The organism is Streptomyces sp. NPDC014734 (assembly GCF_043083325.1).
In the GTDB taxonomy this organism is placed as follows: domain Bacteria; phylum Actinomycetota; class Actinomycetes; order Streptomycetales; family Streptomycetaceae; genus Streptomyces.
The window spans coordinates 160,007-174,946 of sequence record NZ_JBIBYN010000003.1 but is presented as its reverse complement, the minus strand read 5'-3'; the positions used below and the strand labels follow the sequence as shown (position 1 = coordinate 174,946).

Genomic DNA, 14,940 nt, shown 5'->3' with positions numbered 1-14,940 from the left:
AACTTAATCGGTCTGTGCTGACACTATCCACTTATTCCACGGCGCTGTAGCCGCACCTGCGGTGATCTGTGTCGCTCAGGCGCGCCTTGCCGAAGCCGGGGAGCCCGCGCGACGCCCGGCGCAGCGGGATGCAGGCGGCTTCCAGCAGGACGGCGAGGTCGAGGCGCATCCCGTGGTGCTCGGCGTAGTGCTGGTCGAGCAGGACGGGCTCGTCCCACGGCATCCCGGAGCGGGAGCGTACCTGCGCGAGGCCGGTGAGGCCCGGTTTGAGTGCCAGCCGCCAGTGTTCCGCGCCGGTGGGGGTGATGGTGCCGGCGGGGGACGGCGCGTCGGGGAGGGCGGCGGCGTCCGGTGGCAGGGGTTCCGGGCCGACGAGCGAGAGATCTCCGCGTACGACGTGCGGCAGCCGGGACAGCACGTCCAGGCGCAGTCGCCGGGTCCGCAGCGTACGCAGGACGAACACCCTGCCTCCCAGGCCGACCCGGGGTGAGCGGGTGACGACACCGCCCGGCGGCCTGCGCGCCGCGAGGACGAGGGCGGCTGCGGCGAGTGCGGGAGCGGCAAGGATCAGCAGGGTCGAGCCGAGGGCGAGGTCCAGGGTGCGTTTGGCCGACGGCCGCCGAACCGCGAGGCGTACGGGCGGGAGCCTCCCCGGGTGCGTCGGGTGCGTCGGGTGGATCGCGGACGGGCGGGTCGTGGGCGGGTGATGCGCCGGGAGGTCTGCGGAGAGGCGATCCGCCGGGAGGTGTGCGGGCGGGAGATTCGCCGGTCGGCCCGCCGATGCGTCCGTCCGCGCCCGTTCCCGCACCCATGCACGTGCACGTGCCCGTTCCCGTTCCCGTTCCCGTTCCCGGGTCCATGCTCGTGTCCATGCCCGAGTCCATGCCTCGATCGGGCCTGTCTCCCGTGCCCGCGTCCACCTTCGTGGCTGTGTTCGTCTTCGCGGCGGTGTCCGTTTCCATGTCTGCATCGTTCGCACCTGCCTGGGGTCGGACGGATTGGATGCCTTTTTTGGGTTACTCGCGGCAATTTGTGACAGAACGATCCCATGGAGCCAAGATGGGGGAGCGGTGCGTGTGGGGTGGTGGGGGTGGGTGTCGCCTCCGGTTCGGGAGTCCGAGTGGGGCCGATGCACGATAGTTGAGCCTCCATGACTCAACTCTGTTGACACTGGGGTGCGTGTCATGCATCCTTGAGTCAGTTCCGCTCAAGTAGGCAAGTTGGAGGAATCGAAATGGCACGTGCGGTCGGCATCGACCTGGGCACGACTAACTCCGTCGTCAGCGTTCTCGAAGGCGGCGAGCCCACCGTCATCACCAACGCAGAGGGCGCCAGGACCACGCCGTCCGTCGTCGCCTTCGCGAAGAACGGCGAGGTGCTGGTCGGCGAGGTCGCCAAGCGCCAGGCTGTGACCAACGTCGACAGGACCATCCGGTCGGTCAAGCGCCACATGGGCACCGACTGGAAGATCGACCTGGACGGCAAGAGCTTCAACCCGCAGCAGATGAGCGCCTTCATCCTGCAGAAGCTGAAGCGCGACGCCGAGTCGTACCTGGGCGAGAAGGTGACCGACGCGGTCATCACCGTCCCCGCGTACTTCAACGACTCCGAGCGTCAGGCCACCAAGGAGGCCGGCGAGATCGCGGGCCTGAACGTCCTGCGCATCGTCAACGAGCCGACGGCCGCCGCGCTGGCCTACGGGCTCGACAAGGACGACCAGACGATCCTCGTCTTCGACCTCGGTGGCGGCACCTTCGACGTGTCGCTGCTGGAGATCGGCGACGGCGTCGTCGAGGTCAAGGCCACCAACGGTGACAACCAGCTCGGTGGTGACGACTGGGACCAGCGTGTCGTGGACTACCTGGTGAAGCAGTTCGCCAACGGGCACGGCGTGGACCTGTCCAAGGACAAGATGGCTCTCCAGCGTCTCCGCGAGGCCGCGGAGAAGGCGAAGATCGAGCTCTCGTCCTCGACCGAGACCACGATCAACCTGCCCTACATCACGGCGTCGGCCGAGGGCCCGCTGCACCTTGACGAGAAGCTCACGCGCTCGCAGTTCCAGCAGCTCACCGCGGACCTCCTGGACCGCTGCAAGACCCCGTTTCACAACGTCATCAAGGACGCGGGCATCCAGCTCTCCGAGATCGACCACGTCGTTCTCGTCGGTGGCTCCACCCGCATGCCGGCCGTCACCGAGCTCGTCAAGGAGCTGACCGGCGGCCAGGAGGCCAACAAGAGCGTGAACCCGGACGAGGTCGTCGCCATCGGCGCCTCGCTCCAGGCCGGTGTCCTCAAGGGCGAGGTCAAGGACGTCCTGCTGCTCGACGTCACCCCGCTGTCCCTCGGTATCGAGACCAAGGGCGGCATCATGACGAAGCTCATCGAGCGCAACACCACGATCCCGACCAAGCGCTCCGAGATCTTCACGACGGCCGAGGACAACCAGCCGTCCGTGCAGATCCAGGTCTACCAGGGCGAGCGCGAGATCGCGGCGTACAACAAGAAGCTCGGGATGTTCGAGCTGACCGGTCTGCCGCCGGCCCCGCGCGGTGTCCCGCAGATCGAGGTCTCCTTCGACATCGACGCCAACGGCATCATGCACGTCACCGCCAAGGACCTCGGTACCGGCAAGGAGCAGAAGATGACCGTCACCGGCGGCTCCTCGCTGCCGAAGGACGAGGTCAACCGGATGCGTGAGGAGGCCGAGCAGTACGCGGAGGAGGACCACCGCCGTCGCGAGGCCGCCGAGTCCCGCAACCAGGGCGAGCAGCTCGTCTACCAGACGGAGAAGTTCCTCAAGGACAACGAGGACAAGGTCCCCGGTGACGTGAAGGCGGAGGTGGAGACCGCGGTCAACGAGCTGAAGGAGAAGCTCAAGGGCGAGGACTCCGCCGAGATCCGTACCGCCACCGAGAAGGTCGCGGCCGTCTCCCAGAAGCTGGGCCAGGCGATGTACGCCGGCGCCCAGGCCGACGGTGCCCCGCAGGGCGACCCGCAGCCGGGTGCCCAGCAGGGCAAGGCCGATGACGACGTCGTCGATGCCGAGATCGTGGACGACGAGAAGGACACGAAGGGCGGTGCGGTGTGAGCGAGGAGACTCCGGGCTTCGAGGAGAAGCCCGACGTCCCCTCCGGCACTGACGGAGCCGAGCCGAAGGACGCCCCTTCCTCCTCGAAGGAAGAGGCGTCCCCGGCCGGGGACGCAGTAGAGACCGTCGGTCTGACGGCCCAGCTGGACCAGGTCCGCACCGCGCTCAACGAGCGCACGGGCGACCTCCAGCGGCTCCAGGCCGAGTACCAGAACTACCGTCGTCGCGTCGAGCGGGACCGGGCCGCGGTCAAGGAGATCGCGGTCGCCAACCTGCTGTCCGAGCTCCTGCCGGTGCTCGACGACATCGGACGGGCCCGTGACCACAAGGAGCTCGTGGGCGGGTTCAAGTCGGTGGCCGAATCGGTGGAGACGGTCGTCGCGAAGCTGGGTCTGCAGCAGTTCGGCAAGGAGGGCGAGCCCTTCGACCCGACGATCCACGAGGCCCTGATGCACTCGTACGCGCCGGATGTCACGGAGACGACCTGCGTGTCGATCCTGCAGCCGGGGTATCGGATCGGCGAGCGCACCATCCGCCCCGCGCGGGTGGCCGTGGCCGAACCGCAGCCGGGCGCGACTCCGGCCGCGTCCAAGGAAGAGAAGACAACCGACGAGGAGAGCGGTGGCAGCGAGGAGGTCTGACATTCCGTCTGACCGCCTCGCGGCGCACCGCCCGGCCATGCGACCGGCCGACAGGCTGGTCGCACGGCCGTTCGTCCGGAAGGAGGGACGTCGATGAGCACGAAGGACTTCGTCGAGAAGGACTACTACAAGGTCCTCGGCGTCCCCAAGGACGCCACCGACGCCGAGATCAAGAAGGCGTACCGGAAGCTCGCCCGCGAGTACCACCCGGACGCCAACAAGGGCGACGACAAGGCTGAGGAGCGCTTCAAGGAGATCTCCGAGGCGAACGACATCCTCGGCGACACCAAGAAGCGCAAGGAGTACGACGAGGCGCGCGCCCTCTTCGGCAACGGTGGATTCCGTGCCGGACCGGGGGGCGCCGGAGGCAACTTCAACTTCGACCTGGGCGACCTCTTCGGCGGTGCGCAGGGCGGGGGCCAGGGCGGCGGTGCCGGCGGATTCGGCGGTGGCGGCGGCCTGGGCGACGTCTTCGGCGGCCTGTTCAACCGGGGCGGCACGGGGACGCGGGTGCAGCCGCGCCGCGGTCAGGACATCGAGTCCGAGGTGACGCTCAGCTTCACCGAGGCGGTCGAGGGGGCCACGGTCCCGTTGCGGATGTCCAGCCAGGCGCCCTGCAAGGCGTGCTCCGGCACCGGCGACAAGAACGGCACCCCGAGGGTCTGCCAGACCTGTCTCGGCACCGGCCAGGTGTCGCGCGGCACCGGCGGCGGCTTCTCGCTCACCGACCCCTGTGTGGACTGCAAGGGCCGGGGCCTCATCGCCCAGGACCCCTGCGACGTGTGCAAGGGCAGCGGCCGGGCGAAGTCCTCCCGGACCATGCAGGTCCGGATTCCGGCGGGCGTCTCGGACGGCCAGCGGATCCGGTTGCGTGGCAAGGGCGGCCCGGGCGAGCGCGGCGGACCGGCCGGCGACCTGTACGTCGTGGTCCATGTCGACGCCCACCCGGTCTTCGGACGCAAGGGCGACAACCTCACGGTCACCGTGCCCGTCGACTTCACGGAGGCGGCGCTCGGCGGCGAGGTGAAGGTGCCCACGCTCGGCGGCCCGCCGGTCACCCTGAAACTGCCGGCCGGTACCCCCAACGGGCGCACGATGCGCGCCCGGGGCAAGGGCGCGTTCCGCAAGGACGGCACCCGCGGCGACCTGCTGGTCACCGTCGAGGTGACGGTTCCCAAGGAGCTCGGTCCCGAAGCCAGGGAGGCGCTGGAGGCATACCGGAAGGCGACCGTGGGCAGCGATCCGCGGGCGGAGCTGTTCCAGGCGGCGAAGGGAGCTTGAGGTGGACGGCCGACGACGCAATCCGTACGAACTGACCGATGAGACCCCGGTGTACGTGATCTCGATCGCGGCCCAGCTCTCGGGCCTCCATCCGCAGACACTGCGCCAGTACGACCGCCTCGGCCTGGTCTCGCCCGACCGCACGGCCGGGCGCGGCAGGCGCTACTCGGCCCGCGACATCGAACTGCTGCGCAACGTGCAGCAGTTGTCGCAGGACGAGGGGATCAACCTCGCCGGTATCAAGCGCATCATCGAACTGGAGAACCAGGTCGCCGCGCTCCAGCAGCGCGTCGCCGAGCTCTCGGCGGCGGTGGACGGCGCGGCGGCGGCGATGCAGCAGCGCGAGGCCCAGGTGCACGCCTCGTACCGGCGCGACCTGGTCCCGTATCAGGACGTGCAGCAGACCAGCGCTTTGGTGGTCTGGCGGCCCAAGCGGCCGAAGGACTGAGCGGCCCGAAGTACTGGGCGGCCGAAGGGCTGGGCGGCCGAGACGTCGGCATGGGGCCGGGCGGCCGGAATGCCGGTCCGGGCCGGGTGGCCGAAACGCCGAGCAGGGGCCGAGCGCGTCGGAGGCCGAGCAGTCGGAGGGCCGGGGAGTCGATCTGTGGATCGGGTTCCCGGCCCTCCGCCATTGCCGTTGCGTCGTGGCCGCGTGCGTGCGGCCGGGGTGGTGCGTTCCGGCGGCCCGTGACCGCCGTGCGGCCGGGCCCCGCGTCGAATTCCCTCGCCGGATTCCTCGCCGAGCCTTGTGCCGTGCCGTGCTGTGCCGACCGTCCTGTTCGCCTGGGCCGTGGGCCGTGGGCCGTGGGCGGCAGGGTGGAGGCAGGGCGGCACGGTGGCACGCCACGGTGTGCGGAGCGCGAGGAGCCGTCGGCGGAGTGGGCCGGTACGCCGCGGACGGTGTGACGGGTGTGACCCCTACCGTCGTCAGTTCTCTTCCTCTTCCTCTTCCTCCAGGATTCCCGACCTGGCGATCAGATAGCCGAGCTGGGCACGGCTGTTGCTGCCGAGAGCGGCACTGAGTTTCGCGATATGGGCGCGGCAGGTGCGCACGTTCATGCCGAGGCGGCGGGCTATGGCCTCGTCGACGTGCCCCTCGACGAGGAGTTTCGCGATGGAATGCCGTACTCCGGAGATGCCTTCGAGCGTGGGGTCGTACGGGACCTGCTCCTGGAGCGGGACCGCGCGCCGCCAGAACTGTTCGAAGACGCTGGTGAGGTACTCCACGATGCCGGGGTGCCGCAGTTCCAGCGCCACCTTCCGATCGTCCGTGGCGGGTATGAAGGCGACCGTGTTGTCGAAGATCATGAGGCGTTCGATGAGCTCTTCGAGCGTACGGATCTCCACCTTCCCCTCGGCCATGCGTTCCGCGTAGTTGAGGGTTCCGTGGCTGTGCCGGACGGTGTGCTGGTAGAGGGTGCGCATGCCGACGCCGCGCTGGGTGAGGATGTTGCCGCGCTCGATCGCGATGTTGAGCGCGTCCTCGCTGCGGCCACCGCCGGGCTGGATGGTGAGAACTTCCGACGTGCACTCGGTCAGGGCGAGTTCGATGGAGGCGTTGATCCTGTCCATGCCTTCGAGCACCGTGATCGCGTGCGTGGTCGGCGGCGCCTGGGCGCTGATGGCCATGAAGGGTTCGAATGCCTCGGTCAGCTCGACCGAGAGGCGTCGGCGGTCCTGGATCTCCCGCTCTATCGGGTGCAGCCGTTGCGTCAGAGCGGCGAACGGCGGAACCGGTCTGAGCCAGTCGGCGTCGTCCGGATCCGGGTGCAGCAGTGCGAAGTCAAGGAGACAGGGGGCGAGTCCCACCTCGCTCCGGGCGATCTTTCCGACACTCAGTGCACTGGCGTACAACCGCGCCCCCTCGTCGCACAGGGCACTGACAGGGTGGGGATGTGTCGCTTTTGCTTCACCTGTAACCATTTATCCACCCCCCAGGAACATGAATCTACAGGAACATGATGCATCGCTTCTGTGGCATTGACGTGCCTCAATGAGCGATCGTCTTGTCATGCGGGGGAGAGGAAACCTTGGAAGTGAGGACGAAGCCCACTATGAGTAACAAGATGCTTCGCTCGGTGCTTGCTGTGACCTTCTCCGCCGGGCTGACATTCGGGGTGATCGGGACCCTGGACCTTGCTTGGGACAGTGCGCCCACGGGCAAGGCGACGGTGCGGGCGCAGGACATGGCGCCTCCGGACCTGGCCTGGGATCTTGTGCCGACGAAGGGTACCGACGCGCAGCTGACGGAGTCGGACCTGGCCTGGGATCTCGTCCCGGCGAAAACCGCGGGCGCATGACCATCCCACCGGACGACCGGACCTTCCGGCGAGAGATGGCGACCGCCTACCGGTCGGGCTGGCACTTCATCGACCTGGTCACCGCCGTCCCCCGCTGCGGCGACTCGTTGATGGTCACCCTGTTCGGCGACCCCATCGTCGTCGCCCGCGAGGAGGACGACGAGGTGCGCGCCTACCGTTGCCTGCGCAAACCGCGTGGCGCGCCGCAGCCCGTCCGCTGTGCGATTCGGTACGACATGATCTTCGTGAACCTGGACCGGCGGGACCACCAACTGTTCGAACCCGAGACCGTTTCCGCCACCCCCCGCAGTGCCTGAGCGATCCCCCGTCGTTACATGTCGCTCAGTCACTCCCCCACACAACGGCGCCATCGTGACCTGAACACGATGGCGCCGTTGTGCATGGTTCGGCCCGGAATTCGAGCAACACGCCTCGCGCGGAAAGCGAGTTGACTTTCCATCACCGGATGGGCAAGGTCTCAGCTCCTTCCCATCCTTCCCTTTCCCTCCGGGGGGCCGCCCATGAGTGGACACGAGATCGAGCGCCTGCCCGGCTGGCGCGGTGGCGATGGCAACGCCGCGTATCTCGACAAGACACTGCGCCACCACGCGGTCGAGGTGTCCTTCGACGACACCGTCAGCTGGAGGACGTTGCTCACCCTCTGGCTTCGTGCCGCCGCCGTGGCGATGGCGGTGTTCTTCGTCTTCGCGTTCTTCGGGTTCTTCGGGGGAGTCGCCGCCGACGACCCGGAGGCCATCTTCTTCGGCGCGCCGATGCTGGGCGCGCAGTGCGGGTTCGTCGCGTTCTGGATCGTCCTGCTGGTCTCGAAGGTCAGTGAACCGATCGGGGAGTGGCGGGTGCTGCTCGCCGATCAGGCGCAGCACACCGAGTCCGCGTACGTGGAGATCGCCCGGGTGGTCCGGGAGCGCCGGCTCCCGATGGTCCCGGTGTTCCGCCGGATCCGGACCGGTGGCCGGTACCCGCACGTGACGCACCGGATGGTGCTCCAGGACGGCAGCTACATCGCTTACCTGTCCGTGTTCGCCTACGGCACCAGCCTCTACATGGGCTGGACGATGTGGCGCAACCGCCGGGGCACGAGGCTCGTGGGCCAGTTCCTGGCGGACATCGGGCGCGGGGTGTTCGGGGGCTCCGACCTGGAGAAGGCCATGATGCGGACCGAGCCGCCGCGTGCCATGCGCGAGGCACTGCACGCCGCCGCCCGCGAGGGGCTGCACGTGGCGATCGAGGGCCGGGTGGTCTCCCCGGCGGTGGCCTTCCCGCAGGGCATGCCGTACATCGAGGAGGACGCTGCGGCTCCTGTCCCGGCCCATGCTCCGGCGGCGCCCCCGGTACCGCCCTCGGTGCCGCCGCAGCAGCCGTGGCCGGGCCCGGGACGCGAGCATTGAGTGCGGCGGACGCGGCCGACGCGCCGTTCGGTACGACGGCCGGTGTGCCGAACGGCGTTCTCACCGCGGCCTCGACGCGGGGCGGCTGGGCGTGGGTCGCGGTGCGGCTCGCGCCCGCCGCGCTGCTCGACGAACACCGCGGGTACGCCGATGTCCCCGAGGCGCGGCGCCTCGCCGAGGCCGTCCACGGTGAGAGTGCTTGGCTGCAGTCCCTGCTGACGCCGGGCGCGGGCCTCCGCTTCGAGCTGCGGGTGCGCAACGATCCCCCCTCCGGGCTGCTGCACGCGGCGCTGCTCGGCCAGGTCCGCGCGGCCGACGAGCACGCCGCGGTGCGGGCCGCGCTCGCGCTGCGCGACCGGCTCGCGTACACACCGCGCCACGTGCGGGCGGAGGCGGTCACCGACACCGCGGAGGTGCGCCACTGGCTGGCACCCCTCACCCCCCACCCGCAGGGGCTCGCCGAACTGCGCAAACCGCTGGCGCACGCGCCGTGCACGCGGAACGACACGGGGCGCGCGGTCTCCTTCGCGGTGTCGCCGCTGGCGGCCGGTGCGCGGTCCTGGGAGCCGGTCTGGGCGGAGCTGGGCCGCCTCGCGTTCCCGGCGCTGTTCGGGGTCTGCCTGGAGCCGTACGCGCCCGGAGAGGATGTCCGGGCCGCGTTCGGCGCGCTGGCGCAGGAGTACGCGCACCTCTCCGTACCGGGCCCGGTACGGCCCACCTGGAACGCTCCCGCGCCGCCGGACGCGTTCGCGGGCCGAGCGGTCGTGGCGGCTCGGGACGCGATGGTCCGCTACGCCGGTCCCGCGTTCCGGGCCCGGGCCTCGCTGGCCGGTGCCGGACCGCTGCCGCCGGGACTGGCCGAGCAGATCGCCGCCGCGGCGGGTGGTGCCGTCGTCCGCAGGCCGCCGGTCGAGGAGGCCGGTCCGGCGTGGGCCAACATCGCCGGGCTCAACCGGAACTGGCTGGACGCGACCTACGGGCAGGGCGCCCCCGCCCGATCGCTCAACCCGGTGGAACGCCTCCTCGCCGACCTGCTGGACGTGTCCGAGGCGGCGACCGCGTTGCGCCTCCCGTACGAAGCCGCCGGCCATCAGCCGCTGTTCGCGACGCCGGAGCGGGTACCGGACCCCCGGGCGGGGCACGGCATGGCGGCCGGACGCCGGGCGGGGCCGTACGGCGAGGACCCGGGCGCGCCTCGGTTCGACGTCTGAGCGGTTCGGCGTCCGTGCGAGCCGATACGCCCGAGTGCGCGTTCCGGGAACGACGCGAATGAAACAAGCAGGGCGAAGTGGACGGAAAGGTCTGTTGTGCAGGAGTACGTCATTGAGTTTCCCGGCGATCGCGCCGGCGCGGACGCGCACGCCCGCGCGCTGGCCGGATGGCTGGACGACAGCGACGAGCTGCGCGGTGCCGCCCGGGTCCGCATGGTGCCGCCGAGCCCCGGCGAGCAGGGTGGCGCGGCCGACGCGGTGGTGGTCCTCGCGGCCGCGGCGCCGCTCTACGTCCCGTTCTTCAACTGGCTCGTCGAGCGTCGCAAGTCCCACCGGGTGACGGTCCGGGTGGTGCGGCCGGACGGAACCGAGCAGGAGATCGAGGCGGGCAGCGCGGACGACGCCGCGCGCCTGCTCGGCGAGGTGCGGTCCGCGCTCCAGGCGTCCGACGGGGGCGAATGAGCGACGGGGGCCGCCGGACCGGGACGGGGCGCGGTACGTGGGAGGGGGCGGGGACGGGTATGGGCGGGGGAGCGGGAGCGGGAACGGCTCGTGACGCCGGACCCGGCCGTGGTGCGGGGAGGGCCTGAGGTGCAGGGCGTTCCTGCGGTACCGGGAGGTCCCGGGGCACAGGGCGTTCCTGCGGTGCTGCGGGGCGTTCCTGCGGTGCCGGGGAGCTCTGCGGTGCCGGGGAGCTCTGCGGTGCTGCGGGGCGTTCCTGCGGTCCCGGGGAGCTCTGCGGTGCCGGGGCCGTTGCCGGACTCGCTGGTGGTGCCCGACCGGGCGAACGCGCGTCTGGTGCTGGTCGGCTCGGCCACTTTCACCCGAGGTCTCACGCCCCTTCCTGCCGCCGCGGCCGACGTACGGGATCTGGCCGGAGCGCTCGCGGGGCCGGGCGGACTCTTCGACCCGTCGGCGCTGGCCACCTTCGTCGACCCGGTGGAGCCCGGCCTCGTGCTCGACCGGCTCCACTCGTACGCGGACCTCGCCGCCCCGCTCGACCTGCTGCTCTTCTACTACGCGGGGCACGGGGTGTGCGCGGAGAGCGGCCGGCTGTGCCTCGCGCTGCCCGGCACCGTCGACGTGCCGAAGGCGGCAGGGCGTACCTCGCTGCCCGCCGAGGACGTCTTCGCCGCGATGCGCGGCGCCCGGGCCCGCCATCGGGTGGTGATCCTCGACTGCTGTTTCGCGGGCCGCGCCCTGGACGCCCCGTCGGCGGCCGACCTGCATCTGCTGCTGGCCTCCGACCGGATCAGCCGGGCCCTGACGCATCCGTCCGGGGAGGGGAACACCGCCTTCACCATGGAACTGCTGCTCCTGCTGAGCGCCGGTGACCCGGAGGGAGCCCGTCACCTCGGGCTGGACGCGCTCTTCCGGCGGCTGGTGGAGGCGCTGCCGGGGCGTGATCCACTGCGGCCGCCGCGCCCGCTCCAGCGGACCGTGAACCTGAGCGGGGACGTGGCCCTCGCGGTCAACCCGGCGTACGGGACGGGGCGCACGGCGCAGGGGCTCGCGCGCCGTGCGCGCCTGGCGGACCGTGTCGGGCGAGCCGGTCATTCGGCACGGGCGGGGGCGCTTTTCGGCAGGATCGCCGCGGACGCGGCCGAGGTGCTGCCGCCGGGCCGTGAACGCTTCCGGTACGAGCGGGCGCACGCGGCCTGGACCGGGGCGTCGGGCGATGCGGCGGGCGCCACCGCCCTGCTCGACGGCATCGTGGCGCGCATGACGACCCTGCTTCCCGGCGACGACGAGGATCTGCGGGCCGCGCGCACGAGTCTGGCGCACTGGCGCGCGACGGCGGACACGGCAGCGGCGGACACGGCGGCGGCGGACACGGCGGCGGACACAGCGGCGGACGCAGCGGCCCGGCACTGATCGAACGGACGCGGTGCGTATCCCTCGCCCCGGCAAGCGGCCACGAGGGCGGGCGGCTGGAGACGAGCGAGCGGCCGAGCGGGCCGAGCGGCCGGGGGACACCGGCGGACACCAGGGACGCAGGGGACGCAGGGGTGCCGCGACGTCCGCCGTTGCGCACGTACCCGAACAGCGCAGGCACCGTCCCGGCCCCTGCGGTGGCGCAGGTCCGCCCCGGCGCGTTCACTCGGAACGGAGACGAGTGCGCGTTCACCGAGAGCGGGCTCGGGGCGCGCGTTCGGCGGGAACAGAAGCGCGCGGGGAGGCCGAATCTCCGGACCGTACAGGCACGGCGGTGCACGAAAACAGGTTGAGTGGAATAGACTCAACTTTGTGGACGTTGACTGAGTCACTGTTGTGGAGAGAGCAGTCACCGCAAGGAGGAGAAGACGCACGTGGACGCCGAGCTGACCAACAAGAGCCGGGACGCCCTCAACGCGGCCACCAGCAGGGCCGTGAAGGACGGGCACGCCGACCTGACCCCCGGACACCTGCTGCTCGCGCTGCTCGCGGGCGAGGAGAACGAGAACATCACCGATCTGCTCGCCGCCGTCGAGGCCGACCAGATCGCCGTGCGCACCGAGACCGAGCGGCTCCTGGGCTCACTGCCCAGCGTCACCGGTTCGACCGTCGCGCCTCCGCAGCCCAACCGCGACCTGCTCGCCGTCATCGCGGACGCCGCCCAGCGCGCGAAGGAACTCGGCGACGACTACCTCTCCACCGAGCACCTGCTGATCGGCATCGCCGCGAAGGGCGGCCGGGCCGGTGAGATCCTCTCCGAACAGGGCGCCAGTGCGAAGAGGCTGCTGGACGCGTTCGAGAAGAGCAGGGGAGGACGCCGGGTGACCACACCCGACCCGGAGGGTCAGTACAAGGCCCTGGAGAAGTTCGGTACGGACTTCACGGCCGCCGCGCGCGAGGGCAAGCTCGACCCGGTCATCGGACGCGACCAGGAGATCCGTCGCGTCGTCCAGGTCCTGTCCCGCCGCACCAAGAACAACCCGGTGCTCATCGGCGAGCCCGGCGTCGGCAAGACGGCCGTCGTCGAGGGGCTCGCCCAGCGCATCGTCAAGGGCGACGTTCCCGAGTCCCTCCGCAACAAGCGGCTCGTCTCGCTCGACCTCGGCGCGATGGTCGCGGGGGCGAAGTACCGCGGCGAGTTCGAGGAACGGCTCAAGACCGTCCTCTCCGAGATCAAGGAGAGCGACGGTCAGATCGTCACCTTCATCGACGAGCTGCACACCGTCGTCGGCGCGGGCGCGGGCGGCGACTCCGCCATGGACGCGGGCAACATGCTGAAGCCGATGCTGGCCCGCGGCGAGCTGCGCATGGTCGGCGCCACCACGCTCGACGAGTACCGCGAGCGGATCGAGAAGGACCCCGCCCTGGAGCGGCGCTTCCAGCAGGTGCTGGTGGCCGAGCCGAGCGTCGAGGACACCATCGCGATCCTGCGCGGCCTCAAGGGCCGGTACGAGGCCCACCACAAGGTCTCCATCGCGGACTCGGCACTGGTGGCCGCCGCTACCCTGTCCGACCGCTACATCACCTCCCGCTTCCTCCCCGACAAGGCCATCGACCTTGTCGACGAGGCGGCGTCCCGGCTGCGGATGGAGATCGACTCCTCGCCCGTCGAGATCGACGAGCTCCAGCGCGCCGTGGACCGCCTGCACATGGAGGAACTTGCGCTCAAGAACGAGACCGACCCCGCCTCCAGGGAACGCCTGGAGCGGCTGCGCCGCGACCTCGCCGACAAGGAGGAGGAGCTGCGCGGCCTCAACGCCCGCTGGGAGAAGGAGAAGCAGGGCCTCAACCGCGTCGGCGAGCTGAAGGAACGCCTCGACGACCTGCGCGGCCAGGCCGAACGCGCCCAGCGCGACGGCGACTTCGACACCGCCTCCAAGCTGCTCTACGGCGAGATCCCCGGCGTGGAGAGGGAGTTGGCCGAGGCGAGCGAAGCCGAGCAGGAGGCGGCCAAGGACACCATGGTGAAGGAGGAGGTAGGCCCGGACGACATCGCCGACGTCGTCGGCTCCTGGACCGGCATCCCGGCCGGGCGCCTGCTGGAGGGCGAGACCCAGAAGCTGCTGCGCATGGAGGACGAGCTCGGCAGGCGTCTCATCGGGCAGTCCGAGGCCGTGCGTGCGGTGTCGGACGCGGTACGGCGCACCCGCGCCGGGATCGCCGACCCCGACCGGCCCACCGGATCGTTCCTCTTCCTCGGCCCGACCGGGGTCGGCAAGACCGAGCTGGCCAAGGCTCTCGCCGACTTCCTGTTCGACGACGAGCGGGCCATGGTCCGCATCGACATGAGCGAGTACAGCGAGAAGCACAGCGTGGCGCGGCTCGTCGGGGCACCGCCCGGATACGTCGGTTACGAGGAGGGCGGGCAGCTCACCGAGGCGGTCCGCCGCCGCCCGTACAGCGTCGTGCTGCTGGACGAGGTCGAGAAGGCCCACCCCGAGGTCTTCGACATCCTGCTCCAGGTCCTCGACGACGGCCGGCTCACCGACGGACAGGGCCGGACGGTGGACTTCCGCAACACCATCCTGATCCTCACCTCCAACCTCGGCAGCCAGTTCCTGATGGACCCCCTGACCGAGCCCGAGGTGAAGAGGGAACAGGTCCTGGAGGTCGTACGGGCCTCGTTCAAGCCGGAGTTCCTCAACAGGCTGGACGACCTGGTGGTCTTCTCCGCGTTGTCCGGCGACGAGCTCGCGCACATCGCGAGGCTCCAGATCGACCGGCTCGCCAAGCGGCTGGCCGACCGTCGGCTCACGCTCGACGTGACCCCGGAGGCACTGGCCTGGCTTGCCGAGGAGGGCAACGACCCGGCGTACGGAGCCCGGCCGCTGCGCCGCCTCATCCAGACGGCGATCGGGGACCGGCTCGCGAAGGAGATCCTCGCGGGCGAGGTGCGGGACGGGGACACCGTCCGGGTGGACCGGGTGGGGGACGAGCTGCGCGTCGGCGCCGCGACGTAACCACCCGCCGGCCCCGGCCCCGTCAGTACCCCACCGGTACCCCGTCAGTACCCCACCGGTACCCCGTCGGTACTCCACCGGTACTCCTTACGGGGACGGCGGGCCCGGCCCGCAC

Annotated in this window: 13 protein-coding genes; 11 read left to right on the top strand and 2 right to left on the bottom strand. The window is 70.7% G+C overall.

The window, feature by feature from the left end; genetic code table 11:
• Positions 1 to 31 precede the first annotated feature (31 nt).
• On the bottom strand, positions 32 to 679 hold the full coding sequence (locus tag ACF1CT_RS07285) for a sugar transferase (protein ID WP_391783059.1): 648 nt from the start codon (positions 677 to 679) through the stop codon (positions 32 to 34).
• Positions 680 to 1,234: 555 nt separating this feature from the next.
• Between ACF1CT_RS07285 and dnaK the strand changes: the two genes are divergently transcribed.
• The 4 genes from dnaK to ACF1CT_RS07265 all read left to right on the top strand — a co-directional run bounded on the left by dnaK (position 1,235) and on the right by ACF1CT_RS07265 (position 5,458).
• Positions 1,235 to 3,088 carry a molecular chaperone DnaK gene (gene dnaK, locus ACF1CT_RS07280; protein WP_391782779.1) on the top strand — a complete coding sequence of 618 codons (1,854 nt, stop codon included), beginning with the start codon at positions 1,235 to 1,237 and terminating at the stop codon, positions 3,086 to 3,088.
• Entirely contained in the window at positions 3,085 to 3,729 is a 645-nt protein-coding gene (grpE, locus tag ACF1CT_RS07275) for a nucleotide exchange factor GrpE (RefSeq protein ID WP_391782778.1), read from the top strand. The genes dnaK and grpE overlap by 4 nt, the downstream gene beginning before the upstream one ends.
• 93 nt (positions 3,730 to 3,822) lie before the next feature.
• Positions 3,823 to 5,010 (top strand): molecular chaperone DnaJ, encoded by a 1,188-nt coding sequence (gene dnaJ / locus ACF1CT_RS07270; RefSeq protein WP_391782777.1) that lies wholly within the window; start codon positions 3,823 to 3,825, stop codon positions 5,008 to 5,010.
• Between the two features lies 1 nt (position 5,011).
• On the top strand, positions 5,012 to 5,458 hold the full coding sequence (locus ACF1CT_RS07265; RefSeq protein WP_391782776.1) for a heat shock protein transcriptional repressor HspR: 447 nt from the start codon (positions 5,012 to 5,014) through the stop codon (positions 5,456 to 5,458).
• A 479-nt stretch (positions 5,459 to 5,937) separates the two neighbouring features.
• On the opposite strand, the gene ACF1CT_RS07260 is transcribed toward ACF1CT_RS07265, so the two are convergent.
• Positions 5,938 to 6,933: a helix-turn-helix transcriptional regulator gene (locus tag ACF1CT_RS07260; protein ID WP_391782775.1), complete on the bottom strand. Its 996-nt coding sequence runs from the start codon at positions 6,931 to 6,933 to the stop codon at positions 5,938 to 5,940.
• Between the two features lie 131 nt (positions 6,934 to 7,064).
• Between ACF1CT_RS07260 and ACF1CT_RS07255 the strand changes: the two genes are divergently transcribed.
• The 7 genes from ACF1CT_RS07255 to clpB all read left to right on the top strand — a co-directional run bounded on the left by ACF1CT_RS07255 (position 7,065) and on the right by clpB (position 14,825).
• Positions 7,065 to 7,310 (top strand): hypothetical protein, encoded by a 246-nt coding sequence (locus ACF1CT_RS07255; RefSeq protein ID WP_391782774.1) that lies wholly within the window; start codon positions 7,065 to 7,067, stop codon positions 7,308 to 7,310.
• The gene (locus ACF1CT_RS07250; RefSeq protein WP_376240125.1) at positions 7,307 to 7,627 is read left to right on the top strand and encodes a (2Fe-2S)-binding protein; all 321 of its coding nucleotides are present in this window, start codon (positions 7,307 to 7,309) and stop codon (positions 7,625 to 7,627) included. The genes ACF1CT_RS07255 and ACF1CT_RS07250 overlap by 4 nt, the downstream gene beginning before the upstream one ends.
• Positions 7,628 to 7,831: 204 nt before the next feature.
• Positions 7,832 to 8,719 (top strand): hypothetical protein, encoded by an 888-nt coding sequence (locus ACF1CT_RS07245; protein WP_391782773.1) that lies wholly within the window; start codon positions 7,832 to 7,834, stop codon positions 8,717 to 8,719.
• Complete coding sequence (locus ACF1CT_RS07240) at positions 8,716 to 9,930, top strand: hypothetical protein (protein WP_391782772.1); 1,215 nt, start codon at positions 8,716 to 8,718, stop codon at positions 9,928 to 9,930. Before ACF1CT_RS07245 ends, ACF1CT_RS07240 begins: the two co-directional genes overlap by 4 nt.
• Before the next feature lie 96 nt (positions 9,931 to 10,026).
• Positions 10,027 to 10,392: a hypothetical protein gene (locus ACF1CT_RS07235; RefSeq protein ID WP_391782771.1), complete on the top strand. Its 366-nt coding sequence runs from the start codon at positions 10,027 to 10,029 to the stop codon at positions 10,390 to 10,392.
• Positions 10,393 to 10,671: 279 nt separating this feature from the next.
• Positions 10,672 to 11,805, top strand: a complete 1,134-nt coding sequence (locus ACF1CT_RS07230; protein ID WP_391782770.1) for a hypothetical protein — start codon at positions 10,672 to 10,674, stop codon at positions 11,803 to 11,805.
• Between the two features lie 434 nt (positions 11,806 to 12,239).
• Positions 12,240 to 14,825, top strand: coding sequence for an ATP-dependent chaperone ClpB (gene clpB, locus ACF1CT_RS07225; RefSeq protein ID WP_391782769.1), 2,586 nt, complete (start codon positions 12,240 to 12,242; stop codon positions 14,823 to 14,825).
• The last annotated feature ends 115 nt before the right edge of the window (positions 14,826 to 14,940 follow it).